The 17,187-nt window shown below is 46.4% G+C and carries 15 protein-coding genes; 14 read left to right on the forward strand and 1 reads right to left on the reverse strand.

The features are described 5' to 3' along the window. Nucleotides 1-200: 200 nt before the first annotated feature. Entirely contained in the window at nucleotides 201-917 is a 717-nt protein-coding gene (gene bfmR, locus VXQ92_RS09790) for a response regulator transcription factor BfmR (protein ID WP_004280782.1), read from the forward strand. A gap of 42 nt (nucleotides 918-959) precedes the next feature. Then, nucleotides 960-2,633: a sensor histidine kinase BfmS gene (gene bfmS, locus VXQ92_RS09795; protein ID WP_064096466.1), complete on the forward strand. Its 1,674-nt coding sequence runs from the start codon at nucleotides 960-962 to the stop codon at nucleotides 2,631-2,633. Nucleotides 2,634-2,699: 66 nt separating this feature from the next. Here bfmS and VXQ92_RS09800 read toward each other — a convergent pair whose 3' ends face one another. Beyond that, on the reverse strand, nucleotides 2,700-3,056 hold the full coding sequence (locus VXQ92_RS09800) for a hypothetical protein (RefSeq protein ID WP_064096465.1): 357 nt from the start codon (nucleotides 3,054-3,056) through the stop codon (nucleotides 2,700-2,702). Nucleotides 3,057-3,629: 573 nt separating this feature from the next. Between VXQ92_RS09800 and VXQ92_RS09805 the strand changes: the two genes are divergently transcribed. The 12 genes from VXQ92_RS09805 (at nucleotide 3,630) to nuoM (ending at nucleotide 17,186) form a co-directional block, all read left to right on the forward strand. Continuing rightward, complete coding sequence (locus tag VXQ92_RS09805; protein WP_191730570.1) at nucleotides 3,630-4,175, forward strand: NADH-quinone oxidoreductase subunit A; 546 nt, start codon at nucleotides 3,630-3,632, stop codon at nucleotides 4,173-4,175. A 6-nt stretch (nucleotides 4,176-4,181) separates the two neighbouring features. After that, complete coding sequence (locus VXQ92_RS09810) at nucleotides 4,182-4,862, forward strand: NuoB/complex I 20 kDa subunit family protein (RefSeq protein WP_064096463.1); 681 nt, start codon at nucleotides 4,182-4,184, stop codon at nucleotides 4,860-4,862. 91 nt (nucleotides 4,863-4,953) lie between these two features. Next, nucleotides 4,954-6,741: an NADH-quinone oxidoreductase subunit C/D gene (gene nuoC / locus VXQ92_RS09815; RefSeq protein WP_064096462.1), complete on the forward strand. Its 1,788-nt coding sequence runs from the start codon at nucleotides 4,954-4,956 to the stop codon at nucleotides 6,739-6,741. 14 nt (nucleotides 6,742-6,755) lie between these two features. Next, on the forward strand, nucleotides 6,756-7,265 hold the full coding sequence (gene nuoE, locus VXQ92_RS09820; RefSeq protein WP_004280775.1) for an NADH-quinone oxidoreductase subunit NuoE: 510 nt from the start codon (nucleotides 6,756-6,758) through the stop codon (nucleotides 7,263-7,265). Then, entirely contained in the window at nucleotides 7,262-8,593 is a 1,332-nt protein-coding gene (gene nuoF, locus VXQ92_RS09825) for an NADH-quinone oxidoreductase subunit NuoF (protein WP_064096461.1), read from the forward strand. Before nuoE ends, nuoF begins: the two co-directional genes overlap by 4 nt. 11 nt (nucleotides 8,594-8,604) lie before the next feature. Further along, a complete protein-coding gene (nuoG, locus tag VXQ92_RS09830; protein ID WP_416681298.1) occupies nucleotides 8,605-11,283 on the forward strand; it encodes an NADH-quinone oxidoreductase subunit NuoG in 2,679 nt (892 codons plus the stop codon). 3 nt (nucleotides 11,284-11,286) lie between these two features. Next, on the forward strand, nucleotides 11,287-12,294 hold the full coding sequence (nuoH, locus tag VXQ92_RS09835) for an NADH-quinone oxidoreductase subunit NuoH (RefSeq protein ID WP_064096459.1): 1,008 nt from the start codon (nucleotides 11,287-11,289) through the stop codon (nucleotides 12,292-12,294). Between the two features lie 16 nt (nucleotides 12,295-12,310). Further along, complete coding sequence (gene nuoI, locus VXQ92_RS09840; protein ID WP_064096458.1) at nucleotides 12,311-12,853, forward strand: NADH-quinone oxidoreductase subunit NuoI; 543 nt, start codon at nucleotides 12,311-12,313, stop codon at nucleotides 12,851-12,853. Beyond that, nucleotides 12,853-13,371: an NADH-quinone oxidoreductase subunit J gene (nuoJ, locus tag VXQ92_RS09845; RefSeq protein ID WP_171486366.1), complete on the forward strand. Its 519-nt coding sequence runs from the start codon at nucleotides 12,853-12,855 to the stop codon at nucleotides 13,369-13,371. Before nuoI ends, nuoJ begins: the two co-directional genes overlap by 1 nt. Next, nucleotides 13,371-13,679, forward strand: a complete 309-nt coding sequence (gene nuoK, locus VXQ92_RS09850; RefSeq protein WP_004280769.1) for an NADH-quinone oxidoreductase subunit NuoK — start codon at nucleotides 13,371-13,373, stop codon at nucleotides 13,677-13,679. Before nuoJ ends, nuoK begins: the two co-directional genes overlap by 1 nt. Then, nucleotides 13,676-15,571: an NADH-quinone oxidoreductase subunit L gene (gene nuoL / locus VXQ92_RS09855; protein ID WP_064096456.1), complete on the forward strand. Its 1,896-nt coding sequence runs from the start codon at nucleotides 13,676-13,678 to the stop codon at nucleotides 15,569-15,571. The genes nuoK and nuoL overlap by 4 nt, the downstream gene beginning before the upstream one ends. Before the next feature lies 1 nt (nucleotide 15,572). After that, entirely contained in the window at nucleotides 15,573-17,186 is a 1,614-nt protein-coding gene (gene nuoM, locus VXQ92_RS09860; RefSeq protein ID WP_144724026.1) for an NADH-quinone oxidoreductase subunit M, read from the forward strand. Nucleotide 17,187 lies beyond the last annotated feature (1 nt).

Raw genomic sequence — 17,187 nt, forward strand, 5'->3', positions numbered from 1 at the left:
TCTAAGCCACTGTTTCAAGCACAACTGCCCAAAAAATGCACGATAAAATATTACAAAATGCTATCTTGATGTATCAGTTTGGTGAACGCCATCTTGTTTACAATGTAAACGTGTGTATATTGCAAGCATATTAAAAACGTATCTATTGGATTTCAAAAGGATACGCCTATAGCGTAGATCCACCATATAAGGGGCAATACATGAGCCAAGAAGAAAAGTTACCCAAGATTTTAATTGTTGAAGATGACGAGCGTCTTGCCCGTTTAACGCAAGAATACCTCATCCGTAACGGACTTGAGGTAGGGGTAGAGCCGGATGGTAACCGTGCCATTCGTCGGATTATTGCTGAACAGCCAGATATGGTGGTGCTGGATGTGATGTTGCCAGGTGCGGATGGCTTGACTATTTGCCGTGAAGTACGTCCACATTATCATCAACCGATTTTGATGTTGACGGCACGTACTGAAGACATGGATCAGGTTCTGGGTCTGGAGATGGGTGCAGATGACTACGTTGCTAAACCGGTTCAGCCGCGTGTATTGCTGGCGCGTATCCGCGCATTGCTGCGTCGTACGGACAAGGTGCCTGAAGATGAAGTGGCACAGCGTATCGAATTTGATGATCTGGTGATCGACAATGGCGGGCGTTCGGTAACCCTAAATGGCGATCTGGTTGATTTTACCAGCGCAGAATATGACCTGTTGTGGTTGCTCGCATCGAATGCAGGTCGTATCCTTTCCCGCGAAGATATTTTCGAACGTTTACGCGGTATTGAATATGACGGTCAAGACCGTTCAATCGATGTACGTATTTCGCGTATCCGTCCAAAAATTGGTGACGATCCAGAAAATCCGAAGCGTATTAAAACAGTACGTAGTAAAGGTTATCTTTTCGTTAAAGAGACTAATGGACTTTAAGCAAATGTGGTTTTTTGCTTGAGCAAGCAGGATAAATTATAGGTGTTTAAACACAGTATATTTTTGCGTATCTATGCAGGACTCGTCATCCTTGTCGTCTTGGTGGCGGTGTTCGGCTATTTGTTGGTACAGATTATCAACTATCAGCGTGCGCAAGAATATCGCGAATCCCTGACTGATGGCATGGCATATATCATCAGTGAGGGAGTTGCGCGCCAGCCAAATCTCCAGCAGAAGATGGATTGGATTTCTGATGCCTCCGATCTTCTGGAGTTACCCATTCATTATGTAGATGCCAGCAAGGTAGATATTACCCGTGCTGAAGCGAGACGTATTGCTGATCGAAAGGCTGTAGTGCGCTGGGATGCTGAGTCCGGTATCGCTTATATTGTGGTGGGACTGCGTGATGATCCGGATCATTACCTTTATATAAAGGCTGACAACATCACTGAACGCCAGATGAAGGCCTTGGCGGTCTTTATTCTGGATTATCTGGTTTATTATCCGGGTCAGGAAAAAGAATACCTTGCGCGTATTCAGGATTATTTCTCCTATCCGGTTTCCATTGAAAATGTTCAATCTCTGCCTTTGGACTCCGAGCAGATCGGACGTTTGCGTCTGGATCACAGTATTATTTTATACCGCGATAATGCTTCTATTCGTGGTACGACCATTTCAATTATTTCGCCAATTCCAGGTTCGACCTCTCAGGTCTTGGTCATGGGGCCAGTACCGTTATTTAACTGGATGCCATTCCAGTTGGCGACCGGTATTACCTTATTAAGCCTGTTTGTACTGAGTTTGGGTGTTTATGGCCTTCTGGTTCCGATGCAGCGTAAGCTGCGTGAAGTGAGCTATGCCTTAAACAAGATGAAGACCGGTAATATGTCATTGCGTCTTCCGGTGGATGGTAGTGATGAGATGTCTACACTGGCTTCCAGTTATAACAATATGTCAGACCATATCCAGCGCTTGATCGAAGCACAGCGGGAGTTGATGCGTGCGGTTTCGCATGAATTGCGTACACCGGTGGCACGGATCCGTTTTGGTGTGGAAATGATGGCAGATGAAGATGACTACGAGTATCGTCTGCAACAGGTTGAGCAGATTGATAAGGATATTGAAGCGCTGAATACCTTGATTGATGAGATCATGACCTATGCCAAACTGGAACAGGGTATGCCATCGATTGAGTTTGAACAGATTGATCTGTATGACGTGCTGAATCAGGTGATGGTGGAGACCCAAGCACTGAAAACCCATAAAATTATTGAATTACACCCAATGCCTGTGGCTGTGGTAGTCGAGGCGGAGCGTCGTTATCTGCATCGCGTAATTCAGAATCTGGTGGGGAATGCCATCCGTTATTGTGATAATAAGGTATTAATCAGCGGTGGTCTGGATCAGGACGGCCAGGCCTATGTATGTGTGGAAGATGACGGTCCCGGAATTCCAGAAGTAGATCGTGCCCGTATTTTTGAAGCCTTCGCCCGTTTGGATGATAGCCGCACCCGAGCTTCAGGTGGTTATGGCTTGGGTCTGTCGATTGTCAGCCGGATTGCCTACTGGTTTGGTGGTTCCATTCAGGTGGATCAAAGTCCAACCTTGGGCGGTGCACGTTTTATCATGACCTGGCCGGCACAGCGTTATGTGAAAAAGAATAAACGCAAGTTGCTGGAAAAAAAGACTGAGGAAAGCAGTGATCATTCAGTTTAATACGATGTAAATAATGTCTTGCCCATAAAAAACGATGCTGATGCATCGTTTTTTATAAGTAGTAATTTACTCTTGGATGGTGGCATCTGGTTCAATGAGTGGCTTTCCATCTCTTAAGCTTTGTAATGCTTCAGGGTTACAATCGATCAGCAGTTGGGCATTTTTCACATCGACGTTATAGTGCTGAATCAATTTCTGGTCGCCTGATAGGGTTTCGACTTTATATTCATCAGCGATATTCATAATCCCATCCAGATTGACGCTGACAGACGCAAAATCATCCTGAAATAGTGCATTAATCTCATTTAATTCAAAAACAAGCTGGCTGGTGTTCTGGTTTTTCTGGACGTAATTTTGGATATGTCGAACGATTAATTGAGCATATAAAAAATAATTTGGTTTATGGGCATAATGCAGAGACATGCAGGGACTCCTTTATTGTTACTTTATAAAGTCATAATGGGAACTAAGAAATACAAATACCATATTCTGAATCAGTCCGTTGAGTGTGTTGCAAAAAGACACAAATGCTTGTTTAACATTACGATAGAGCAGATTAACGTTAAATAGATGTTAAACCTGCATATTCAGCTAAAGAGCCTGTAAGAGAGTTAAAGCTTGGTCGGGATTTTGGAACCCTGTAATAAGTTTTAATCAGATTGGACTTGGATTTGGTTGATAAAAGGACTATATCTAAACAAATGGCTAGGAGTGCTGCAAATCGGAATGCGAGTGGTTTTGCATCCCCTTTTATAGAAAAATAAATAAAAATTTAAAATTTTATTCAATAAAACGATAAAAGCGGGTTCTGGGTGATGAAAGTGAAATTAAATGCTGAAATGCTTAAAAAATCATCCCAAAGACTAAGGCTTATAAACTAGCAAGTGAAATCATAAATCAGGTACAATTGGCGGGATTAATTTTGTGTATGGTGTATTTGAAGGCCAATACATACATTCTTTGTTAACAAATAGGCCTGCCAGGAGTTATCCCCGCATGAGTGCTATTACTCCATACGAATGGGCAATTATTGCCTTCGTGATCGGCGTTACATTTTTATGCGTCTTTATGCTGACTGTCCCGTTACTCCTTGGGGGTAAATCATGGGGCCGTGCCAAGCAGGAGCAGTTTGAGTCAGGTGTAGTTAGTGCAGGTGGAGCTCGTATCCGCTTGTCTGCAAAATTCTATTTAGTTGCAATATTCTTCGTAGTGTTTGATTTGGAAGCACTTTATCTATATGCATGGGCAGTTTCTGTTCGTGAAGTGGGTTGGATTGGTTTTGCAACTGCAGCTATCTTTATTTTAGTTTTACTTGTTGGTTTGATTTACGAATTATCGACAGGCGCTCTCAATTGGGCACCTTCAGACAGACGTAAGGCAGCAGGAATTAAAGCTAAGATTGGTTCGCCAAATATGGATATTGCAGAAATTACGCGTTTCAACTCGGTTGAAGAATTGGTGATGGATCCTACGGGTCAAATCCCGGCTCAATCATCTGGTTTTGTGAAAAAGTCACAAGCTCAATTATCTGATAAGGAGTAATACGGGATGAAATATACATTAACCCGTGCGAATCCGAATGCTGATCAATATCCACTTCAGGAACGCATTGTTGTAGAAGATCCGTTGCTAGAAGAAGAAGTGAATAAAAATGTATTCATGACTCGCTTAGAGGATGTAGTACATACAGCAGTCAACTGGGGGCGTAAAAACTCAGTTTGGCCATTTAACTTTGGTACATCTTGCTGCTACGTAGAGTATGCGACGACTTTGACAGGCGTACATGACCTGTCACGTTTCGGTGCAGAGGTTATTCGTGCTTCACCGCGTCAGGCCGACTTGATGATCGTTGCCGGTACCTGCTTCGTAAAAATGGCACCAGTAATTCAACGTTTGTATGAACAAATGCTTGAACCGAAATGGGTTATTTCTATGGGTGCATGTGCCAACTCGGGTGGTATGTACGACATCTATTCGGTTGTACAAGGTGTGGATAAAATCATCCCTGTGGATGTGTATGTTCCAGGCTGCCCACCACGTCCTGAAGCTTTAATTCAGGCATTGATGCTGTTGCAAGACCAGATTCAACTAGAGCGACGTCCGCTTTCTGCGGTAATCGGTGATGATCTTAAGCCAGTGTATAAGCCAAAGATGATGCCGGAACGTGACCGTAAGAAAGACCAGCGTGTTGCTGTGAAAAACTTACGCTCTATGGATGAAATTAAATAATTTAAACGACAGGTTTTTTTGTTGTGCACCCGCTATGGGTGTAGTTGTCGTTTAGGTTGACTGAATTTGTATTAAATAGGAAGCCAAGCCAATGGCTGAAACTGACATTGCTATGCCAGAATCAACGCCTGTTGATTCACGCCCAGCATTTGCGATCATTGAAGAGCTCAAAACCAAATTTGGTGAGAACTTCTTTGTGCAAACGACTTTCGAGGATTTTCCGACAGTCTGGGTTGAGCGCGCACGTGTACAAGAAGTTTTAATGTTCTTGCGTACAGTGTCACGTCCTTACGTGATGTTGTTCGACCTGTCAGCGGTAGATGAGCGTCTGCGTACGCACCGCGACGGTTTACCTGCGTCTGACTTCACCGTGTTCTATCACCTGTTGTCGCTCGAGCGTAATACTGACATTCGTATTAAAGTTGCCTTAGCAGAAAGCGATTTGAATCTTCCAACGGCAACCAATATCTGGCCAAATGCCAACTGGTACGAACGTGAAGCTTACGATATGTTCGGGATCAATTTCGAAGGGCATCCAATGCTCCGTCGTATCTTGTTGCCCACCTATTGGGAAGGTCATCCGCTACGTAAAGAATATTCTGCGCGTGCGACCGAATATACGCCGTATCTGCAAGATAAAGCCAAACAGGACTACGAACAGGAACATCTTCGTTTCGTTCCTGAAGATTGGGGTATGAAGCGCGGCAATGCTGACGAAGACTTCATGTTCCTGAACCTGGGTCCGAACCATCCATCTGCGCATGGTGCTTTCCGTGTGATCTTGCAGCTGGACGGTGAAGAAGTTAAAGACTGTGTGCCTGACATCGGTTATCACCACCGTGGTGTGGAAAAGATGGCTGAACGTCAAACCTGGCATTCATTCATTCCATATACAGACCGTGTCGACTACCTCGGTGGCTGTGCACAGAACATGCCTTATGTGATGGGCGTGGAACAAATGGCGGGTATTACTGTACCTGACCGTGCCCAGTGTATCCGTGTCATGTTGTCGGAACTGTTCCGTATCAATAACCACTTGCTGTTTATTGGTACCGCGATTCAGGATGCCGGCGGTATGACACCAGTGTTCTACATGTTCGCCGACCGTCAGAAAGTCTACGATATCGTAGAAGCGATTACGGGTTACCGTATGCACCCGGCATGGTTCCGTATTGGCGGTACTGCCCACGACCTGCCAAATGGTTGGGACAAGCTGGTTCGAGATTTACTTGACTGGATGCCAAAACGTATGAATGAATACTACAAGGCTGCTTTACGCAACTCGGTATTTATGGGGCGTACCCAAGGTGTGGCGCAATACGATGCGAAATCGGCATTGGCTTGGGGTGTAACGGGTACAGGTCTGCGTGCTACAGGTATTGATTTCGACGTTCGTAAATACCGTCCATATAGTGGCTATGAAAACTACGACTTCGAAGTGCCTTTAGAGTACGAAGGCGATGCCTATGCACGTGTTATGGTGCATTTCCGTGAAATCGAAGAATCACTAAAAATTGTCAAGCAATGCTTAGACAACATGCCGTCTGGTGCATATAAAGCAGACCATCCACTGGCTGTTCCACCACCAAAAGACAAGACATTACAAGATATTGAAACCTTGATTACGCACTTCCTGAGCGTGTCTTGGGGTCCTGTAATGCCGGCAGGTGAAGCATCTGTGATGGCAGAAGTGGTAAAAGGCGCGTCGAACTACTACTTGACTTCAGACAAGTCAACCATGAGTTACCGTACCCGTATCCGTACACCAACCTTCACGCATTTACAGCAAATGCCTTCTGTGATTAACGGCAGCCTAATGTCTGACTTAATCATTTATTTAGCGACCATTGACGTCGTAATGGCTGACGTGGATCGCTAAGGGGTAAACGCATTATGATGATTTTGACTGATAAAAAGCCACGTGTGAATGTTGAAGGAATTTTGACTGCGGACGAAATTCACGATATTGAACATCACATGGGGCACTATCCATACCCACGTGCAGCGTGTCTGGATGCGCTGAAGTGTGTACAACGCCGTAATGGCTGGGTAGATGATGCGCAAATGAATGCCATCGCACAAATGCTGAGCATGAGCGTTGCAGATCTGGAAGGTGTAGCGACGTTCTATAACCGTATTTACCGTCAGCCGGTCGGTCGTCACGTAATTTTGTTATGTGACTCGATTGCGTGTTTCCTGATGGGTGCGGAAACTTTGGCAGAAGCATTCCAGCGCGAATTAGGCATTCAGTTTGGTCAAACGACTGCAGATGGTCGTTTCACTTTGTTGCCAATTTGTTGTCTGGGCAACTGTGACAAAGGTCCAACCTTAATGATTGATGAAGACACGCACGGTCTGGTTGAAGTGACTTCGGTGAAACAGCTGTTGGAGAAGTATGTATGAATACTGAACCAAAACCAATTTATGGTGACGGTAACCCGGAAACTCATCCGCTTACCTGGCGTTTAAGCAAGCAGGCCAACGTTCGTAATGCTGATGATTACGAAGCGCTGGAAGGTTATGCAGGCTTTAAAAAAGCCCTGTCTATGTCGCCTAAAGATGTATTGGAAGTGGTTAAGGCAGCGACTGTAAAAGGTCGTGGTGGTGCAGGCTTCCCGGCAGGCATCAAATGGTCATTGATGGCGCCAAATGACAACTCGGGTCCACGTTACCTGATTTGTAATGCCGATGAGATGGAACCAGGTACCTTCAAAGACCGTTTGCTGATGGAAGATCTTCCTCATCAATTGATCGAAGGTATGCTGATTGCAGGCTATACGCTGGAAGCGACCCATGGTTATATCTTTATCCGTGGCGAGTACATCGAAGCTGCAAAATACTTAAATGAAGCACTTGAGCAAGTTCGTGCCAAAGGCTACTTAGGGGACAACATCCTCGGTACTGGCTGGAACTTCGAGTTGCATGTGCATACCGGTGCGGGCCGTTATATCTGTGGTGAAGAAACTGCATTGATTAACTCGCTTGAGGGCCGCCGTGCCAACCCGCGTACTAAACCGCCATTTCCACAGGTTGCAGGTGCTTGGGGTCGTCCTACGATTGTCAACAACGTAGAGACCTACAATAACTTGCCAGCTATTATGCTGCGCGGTCCTGAATGGTATATCAACCTGTCTGCGGGTAAGTCGAAAGATCCGGGCACCAAGATTTATGGTGCATCAGGTAAGGTGAAATTCCCGGGTTTATGGGAACTGCCATTTGGTACAACAGCGCGTGAAGTGATTGAAGAACACGCTGGTGGTATGCGCGACGGTTTGAAACTGAAAGCATGGTTACCAGGCGGTGCATCAACTGACTTCTTGGCTGCCGAGCATATTGATCTTCCTATGGATGCGGAAAGCATCATGAAAGCAGGTTCACGTTTAGGTACCTGTCTGCTCATGGTGGTTGATGAAACCCAGTGTATGGTTTCAGCGACACGTAACCTCGAAGAATTCTTTGCACGTGAATCATGTGGTTTCTGTACACCTTGTCGTGATGGCTTGCCTTGGGCTGTGAAAGCACTAAAAGCACTCGAAGATGGCACAGGTAAGAAAGAAGATATCGATCACTTACAAGAACTGACTCGTAAGCTTTGGATTGGTAAAACTTTCTGTGCGCATGCTCCTGGTGCAATGGAGCCGCTTATGGGTGCACTCAAACATTTCCGTGGTGAATTTGAAGCGAAGGTCATCAATGCCGCCGCTCAAGTTAGCTCCGTAGAACAAGCTTAAGGAATTCGACTATGGCTACAATTCATGTCGATGGCAAATCGTATGAAGTCAACGGCTCGGAAAACTTGCTACAAGCATGTTTGAGTCTTGGCATTGATATCCCATACTTTTGTTGGCATCCATCCTTAGGTTCTGTCGGCTCTTGCCGTCAATGTGCCGTGACCCAGTACGCGAATCCAGAAGATACGCGTGGTCGTTTGGTCATGTCATGTATGACACCTGCAGCAGACAATACCTACATCTCGATTGAAGACAAAGAAGCCAAGGATTTCCGCGCTTCGATTGTTGAATTCTTGATGACCAACCACCCGCACGACTGTCCCGTCTGTGAAGAGGGTGGTCACTGTCATTTACAAGATATGACTGTAATGACACAGCATGACCGTCGTCGCTACCGTTTCACCAAACGTACGCATTACAACCAGGAACTTGGTTCGTTTATTGCGCACGAGATGAACCGTTGTATTGCATGCTACCGTTGTGTGCGTTACTACAAAGACTACGCAGGTGGTACCGACTTTGGCGTGTATGCCAACGCATCACGCGTGTACTTCGGTCGTCCAGAATCAGGCACCTTAGAGTCTGAATTCTCGGGTAACCTGACTGAAGTGTGTCCGACTGGTGTATTCACAGATAAGACTCACTCTGAACGCTACAACCGTAAGTGGGACATGCAGTATGCACCAAGCGTATGCCAGGGCTGTTCTTCAGGCTGTAACATCTCTCCGGGTGAGCGTTATGGCGAACTTCGTCGTGTAGAAAACCGTTTTAACGGTGAAGTGAACCAATACTTCCTATGCGACAAAGGCCGTTTCGGTACTGGTTATGTGAACCGTGCAGACCGTCCACGTCAGCCACAATTCCGTAATGGTGCTACTGTTGAAACTGTTTCAGTTGATGCAGCACTCGATACGGTTATTGCAAATATCCAGGGCAAAAAAGTACTGGGTATTGGTTCACCGCGAGCATCTCTTGAATCGAACTACGCACTTCTTGAGCTGGTTGGTCAAGATCGCTTCTCAACCGGTCTGTCTCAAAAAGAGCAAAACCTGGTTGAACTGGCTGCTTCTATCATGCAAACCGAGGGTGTATACAACCCTAACATGCGTGAAATTGAGAGCTATGATGCTGTACTGATTCTGGGTGAAGACCTGACTCAAACTGCACCTCGTATGGCCTTATCTGTTCGCCAGGCTGCGAAAAATAAAGGCAAAGAGATGGCAGCAGAGCGCCGTACCCAAGAATGGCTGGCTGAACCGGTACAACGTATTGCCCAAGATGCCAAATCTCCGATTTACATTCTGGCTGCGACTCAAACCCGTTTGTCTGATGTTGCTGAAGGGGAAGTGGTTGCGTCTCCAAACGACATCGCGCGTTTAGGTTTTGCGATTGCGGCAGGCGTGAAAGGTGAGAGCATTCTTGGTTTAGATGATGACGCGAAAGCATTTGCACAAACGATTGCAGACACTTTAAAAGCTGCCAAGAAACCACTGATCATTTCGGGTACAAGCCTGCAAGATCCTGCCATTATGGAAGCTGCGGCACAAGTTGCACAGAATCTGGGTAATGCCGGTTTGACCTTGACGGTTCCTGAAGTGAACTCGATGGGTATGGCAATCTTTGGTGGTCAAAGCCTGGAGCAAGCATTTGCACAAGATTACGATACTGTCATCGTAGTTGAAAATGACCTTTACCGTCGTCTTCCTGCTGCACAGGTCGATGCTGCACTTGCAGGTAAAGAAGTGATCGTACTGGATCACTCTGAAACTGAAACAGTGAAAAAAGCCGACATTGTGCTTTCTGCTGCAAGCTTCGCGGAAGGTGATGGTACGGTTGTATCGCAAGAAGGCCGTGCACAACGTTTCTACCAAGTGTATGACCCAAGCTACTACAATCCTGAGCTGGCGATTAAAGAATCTTGGCGCTGGTTACACGCTCTGGAAACAGGCGTGAAAGGCAAAGCGATTTCTTGGACTTTGCTGGATGACGTGATCGAGTCAGTGGCAAAAAACATTCCAGCGCTGGAAGGCATTCTGGATGTTGCACCTGATGCGGGCTTCCGTGTACATGGTCTGAAAGTGGCACGTGAACCACGTCGTTACTCAGGCCGTACTTCGATGCGTGCGCCATTGTCTGTCCACGAGCCGAAACAGCCAACCGATATCGATTCTGCATTAACATTCTCTATGGAAGGTTATGTGGGTAATGAAACACCATCTCCACTGATTCCATTTGCCTGGTCTGCAGGCTGGAACTCTCCACAAGCTTGGAACAAGTACCAGAATGAAGTGGGTGGTCACTTGAAAGGTGGTGATTCAGGTGTTCGTCTATTCGACCGTTTACCAAAACGTCCAGCGCGCAGTTTTGTTGCACCGGCACCTGTTTTGGTGAATGCTGAGAGCTTCCGTTTGGTACCAATGCACCATATCTTTGGTTCAGGTGAATTCACAGTAAAAACACCAGCGATGGAAACCCGTATTCCTGAACCGGTATTTGCAGTAGGTGAACAGGATGCTGCTCGCTTGAATGTTCAAGATGGTCAGCGGATTACAGTTAAAGCAGGTGAAACGTCGATTGTTCTTCCTGTACAAGTAATCGAATACTTACCAACAGGTTATATTGGTTACCCAATCGGTCTTGCACCGACGGTATCTCTTGCAGAGCCTGTTTCAGTCGCGGTAGGAGCGTAATTCATGGAACAAGAATTAATCCGTCAAACGCCGCTGTGGGCTGAAAACTGGCCAATCGCCTATTCAGTCATTCAAGCGATCGTGATCTTGCTGGTTGTGGTACTGATCGCTGCGTTGATGTCTTTTATTGAACGTCGTTTACTCGGCTTGTGGCAAGACCGTTACGGTCCGAACCGTGTTGGTCCGGGCGGTATGTTCCAGATTGTTGCCGACATGCTGAAAATCATGTTCAAGGAAGACTGGACCCCCAAATTTGCTGACAAATTGACTTTCCGGATGGCGCCAGCAGTTGCGATGGCAACTGCGGTGCTGTCGTTCATGGTTATTCCTGTTTCACCGTATTTGGGTGTTGCAGACATGAACATCGGCCTGTTGTTCTTTATGGCAATGGCAGGGATTGCAGTCTATGCAGTCCTGTTCGGTGGCTGGTCATCCAACAACAAATATGCCTTACTGGGCGGTTTGCGTTCTGCAGCTCAAACTATTTCGTACGAAGTGTTCCTAGGTATCTCACTCATGGGTGTGGTGGCAATTGCCGGCTCATTCAACATGCGTGAAATCGTTGAAGCACAAAAAGACGTCTGGTTTGTGATTCCTCAGTTCCTTGGCTTCCTGATTTTTGTGGTTGCGGGTGTGGCGGTAACGCATCGTCATCCATTTGACCAACCAGAAGCGGAACAGGAACTGGCGGAAGGTTACCATGTCGAATATGGCGGTATGAAATGGGGGATGTTCTTCGTTGCGGAATACGTTAACGTGGTACTGATCTCTGCATTGATCGTGACTCTATTCTTTGGTGGCTGGCTTGCGCCATTCAACCTTGATATTCCGTTCCTTCCAGCAGCATTCTGGTTCATTATCAAAACAGCTTTCTTTGTAATGATGTTTGTACTGGCGCGTGGTTCATTAATGCGTCCACGTTATGACCAGGTAATGAACTTTGGTTGGAAAATTTGCTTGCCATTAGCTCTAGTTAACCTGTTGGTAACTGGCGCGGTTATCTTGTGGTAAGGGCAGGGAGAACAAAATGTTTAAATTTCTAGCCGGGTTTGGATCGATTGTTCGTTCACTTTGGATGGTGTTCAGCCATGCAACGCGTAAACGTGACACTATTCTTTACCCAGAAGTACCAGCCGAAGAAATCGTGCCGCCACGTTTTCGTGGTCGTATCGTATTGACACGCGACCCTGATGGCGAAGAACGCTGCGTGGCCTGTAACCTTTGTGCGGTTGCCTGTCCGGTAGGTTGTATTTCATTACAAAAAGCAGAACGTGAAGACGGTCGCTGGTATCCGGAATTTTTCCGTATCAACTTCTCGCGCTGTATTTTCTGCGGTATGTGTGAAGAAGCGTGTCCAACCACTGCGATTCAAATGACGCCTGACTTCGAGCTTGGCGAATATGTTCGTCAGGACTTGGTTTATGAAAAAGAACACCTGCTGATTTCTGGTCCTGGTAAATATCCTGACTATAACTTCTACCGTGTAGCCGGTATGGCAATTGCAGGCAAGGACAAAGGTCAGGCACAGCGTGAAAGTGCACCTGTTGATGTACGGAGTCTATTACCATGATGTGGCCATTTTATTTAATGGCCCTTGTGGCCATTGTCTCTACGGTTCGCGTGGTCACTAACGCGAATCCGGTACATGCTTTATTAAGCCTGATCGTATCCCTGCTTGCAGTCGCAGGCATGTTCCTGATTGTCGGTGCGCCTTTTGCGGGTGCACTGGAAGTCATCGTTTATGCGGGCGCGATCATGGTATTGTTCGTATTCGTCGTAATGATGCTGAACCTGGGTGAGCAGACTGTTGAACAAGAACGTAAATGGTTGACTTCATCAGCCTGGGCTTATCCGGCACTGATGAGCTTCCTGATCGGTCTGGTGCTGGTGTGGGTATTAAGTTCTGACTACACGGAAGCTTCACTGGTGATGGGTACAGAAATGGTGGGCCCGAAAGCAGTGGGTCAATCACTCTTTACGCAGTACTTGTTGTTGGTTGAAGTTGCCGCGATGTTATTGCTTGCTGCATTAGTAGCTGCATTCCATTTAGGTAAACGTGAACCAGATGCAGAAGAGGAAAAAGAATAATGGGCAACATCCCTTTAGAGCATGGTTTGATCGTTGCATCTATTCTCTTTGCACTGGGTTTTTACGGTGTAATGGTGCGACGCAACCTACTATTTATTTTAATGAGCCTTGAAATCATGATGAATGCTGCTGCTCTGGCGTTCGTTTTGGCGGGTAGTGCATGGGCGCAGCCAGACGGTCAGATCATGTTTATCCTGATTTTGACACTTGCTGCGGCAGAGGCTTGTATTGGTCTTGCGATCGTCCTTCAGTTCTATCATCGCTTCCATCACCTGGATGTGGATGCTGCTAGTGAGATGCGCGGATGAGTTATTTATATCTAACAATTTTATTTCCGCTCATTGGTTTTGTCCTGTTAGCGGCGGGGCGCAACAAGCTTCCGGAATCTGTTGCAGCCATTATTGGTGTCGGTGCAGTCGGTTTATCTGCACTGTTCGCACTGATTGCAGGTATGGACTTTGTGAATAATGGTTCAACTGCAGTGGTACAACATCTCTGGACCTGGTTCAGTGTTGGCGGTTTTGCACCGGGCATCAGCTTGCAGCTGGATGGTCTATCTTTATTGATGCTAGGTATGGTGACAGGGGTGGGTTTCTTGATTCACATCTTTGCATCATGGTACATGCGCGGTGAGGAAGACTTCGCACGTTTCTTCTCTTACTTCAACCTGTTCGTTGCTAGCATGTTATTGCTGGTATTAGGTGACAACCTGGCGTTGTTATTCCTGGGTTGGGAAGGCGTAGGTCTGTGTTCATACCTGCTGATCGGTTATTATTACCAGAACCCGGCAAACGGTCTGGCGGCAATCAAGGCATTTACCGTGACCCGTATCGGTGACGTATTCCTGCTGATTGCCATGTTCCTGATCTTCCAACAATTTGGTACCTTGAACATTCAGTACATCGTTGAAAATGCAGCGACTGTAATGACCCAAAGTTCATCTTTGACCATCTGGACAGCATTGTTATTGTTCTTGGGTGCGGCGGGTAAATCTGCACAGATCCCGTTACAAACATGGTTAGCCGATGCGATGGCAGGTCCGACACCTGTTTCTGCATTGATCCATGCTGCGACCATGGTAACCGCAGGTGTTTACCTGTGCTGCCGTATGTTCGCAGTATTTGAACTTGCACCAGAAGTGATGGTATTTATTTCGATCACAGGTGCGGTGACATTGCTTGTAGCTGGTTTTGCTGCACTGGTTCAAACCGACATCAAACGTATTCTGGCTTACTCAACTATGAGTCAGCTGGGTTATATGTTTATGGCTGTAGGTGCTGAAGCGTATCAGGCAGGCCTATTCCACATGCTGACACACGCATTCTTCAAGGCACTCTTGTTCTTGTCGTCTGGTGCGGTGATTCTGGCTTACCATCACGAACAAAACATCTTCAAGATGGGCGGTCTGTTCTACAAGAACAAATTCCTGTTTGCATGTTTCGCGATTGGTGGCGGTGCATTGGCAGCGATCCCATTCCTGACCATTGGTTTCTTCTCAAAAGACGCGATTCTTGCTGCAGTCTGGACGCAAAGTCATGTTGCCGGTTTGCCGGTATATAACACGCTGTACTGGGTTGGTGTTGCAGGTGCATTCTTAACGTCTATTTATACATTCCGCTTAATCTGGGTTGTATTCTTCGGCAAAGAAAACACGCCTTATCACGAAATCAAAGGTGCAACATACTGGGCGCCATTGGCGATTCTTGCTGTACTTTCTACAGGTCTTGCGATCGTTCTGAAAGCACCGGTAATGAGCATTCTTGATGCTGCACGCATTCCAGCCTTTATTATTCCTGAAGCGCTTGAAGCAGGTGCACATGGTGCTGAATACATCGCAATCGCTGTTGCTTTGACAGGACTGGTAGTCGGTGTAGTACTGTTCGCTTTTGCTTACAGTGCAGTAAAACGTTTTGCAGCTACTTCTGTGGGTGCTGGTCTGGTCAATATCTGCCGTAATGCATTAGGTTTCGATACGCTTTATGACATCATTTTCGTGAAGCCATACTTATTGTTCGCGAAGATCTTTGGTCGTGATCCGATTGATGGCCTGTGGCTGGTACTTCCTGCACTTGTTAAAGGTGGTAACAGCTTTACAAGTTCACGTCAAACCGGTTTAGTGCGTGAATATGCATCTAGTATGGGGCTCGGTGTCGTTGTCCTACTGATGATCTTGATCGTGATTCAGGTTGTGGGGAAATAAAATGGAAGCTCCAAACAATATTATTTTGCCGGCTCTGATCCTCATTCCGTTCATTGCAGGTTTCATATGCTGGTTGGTCGATAAACTCGACCAGCACTTGCCGCGTTATATCGCGTTGATCGGTATGCTGGTGACGTTGGTCTTGACTATCGTCCTTTGGCAGACTGGTACTTATAACTATGAATTAGGCGGTGCTACACCTTCGTGGGCTGCCGAATTCAAACTGCCTTGGATTCAAACTCTGGGCATTAACATTCACCTTGCAGTGGATGGTTTATCACTTCTTATGGTTGGTTTGACTGCACTTCTAGGTGTTTTGGCAGTCGGCTGTTCATGGGGTGAGATTCAAAAGAATGTGGGTTTCTTCCACCTCAACCTGTTATGGTCTTTGGGTGGTGTAATTGGTGTATTCCTCGCGATTGACCTGTTCCTGTTCTTCTTCTTCTGGGAGATGATGCTGGTGCCAATCTACTTCCTGATTGCCCTTTGGGGTCATAAAGGGGCAGCAGGCAAGTCACGCGTATATGCAGCAACCAAGTTCTTCATCTACACGCAGGTCGCAGGTCTGGTGATGCTGATTGGTATCCTGGGTCTGGTCACAGTAGGCTACACCCTGACTGGCGAAATCCGTTTCGACTACAACTATTTATTAGGTGTGGCGAATACGCTTGATGCTCAGGCTCCAGCAGTTGCTTATGCATTCATGATCTGTTTATTCATCGGTTTTGCGGTAAAACTTCCAGTTTTCCCATTACACGGCTGGTTACCAGATGCACATGCACAAGCACCAACAGCGGGTTCTGTCGATCTTGCAGGTATCTTGATTAAGACAGCTGCATACGGCCTGCTTCGTTTTGTGATTCCATTCTTCCCGGCAGCATCTGCACAGTTTGCAGACTTCGCGATCATCCTGGGTTTAATTGGTATCTTCTACGGTGCTTGGTGTGCTTTCCAGCAAACAGACATGAAACGCCTGTTGGCTTATACCTCTATTTCACACATGGGCTTCGTTTTACTTGCAATCTATGCAGGTAACATCCTGACCTTCCAGGGTTTGATGATCATGATGTTGGCACATGGTATTTCATCTGCTGCACTGTTCATTATGTGCGGTCAGGTATACGAGCGTGTGCATACGCGTGATATGCGTTTGATGGGTGGTATGCGTGGTCAGTTCCCGTATCTTGCATTCTTCCTGATGTTCTTCGTTGCGGCATTGGTGGGTATTCCGGGTCTAGGTAACTTCATTGGTGAGTTCCTGATCCTGATGGGTGCTTATGCACAATTCCCGGCGTTTACCATTCTTGCTGCGATCAGCTTGGTGTTTGCGGGTCTGTACGGTCTGATCCTGATTCACAAATCCCTGTTTGGTGTACCAAGTGAAGCACAAAAGCAGCACTATACAAATCCGTTAAAAGATCTAAATGCACGTGAAACTGTATTATTGCTGATCTGTGCGTTTGGTCTACTTTGGCTTGGTCTATATCCACAAAGCTTCCTTGATATTTCAAACTCAAGCATGGCGTGGTTAGCGAATAGCTACATTCCAGTTCAAGAAGTGGTTGAAGTTACTAATCAAGTAACGACTCAACTTGAAAATGTGGAGATCCAATAAG

Source organism: Acinetobacter sp. 228 (assembly GCF_048147885.1).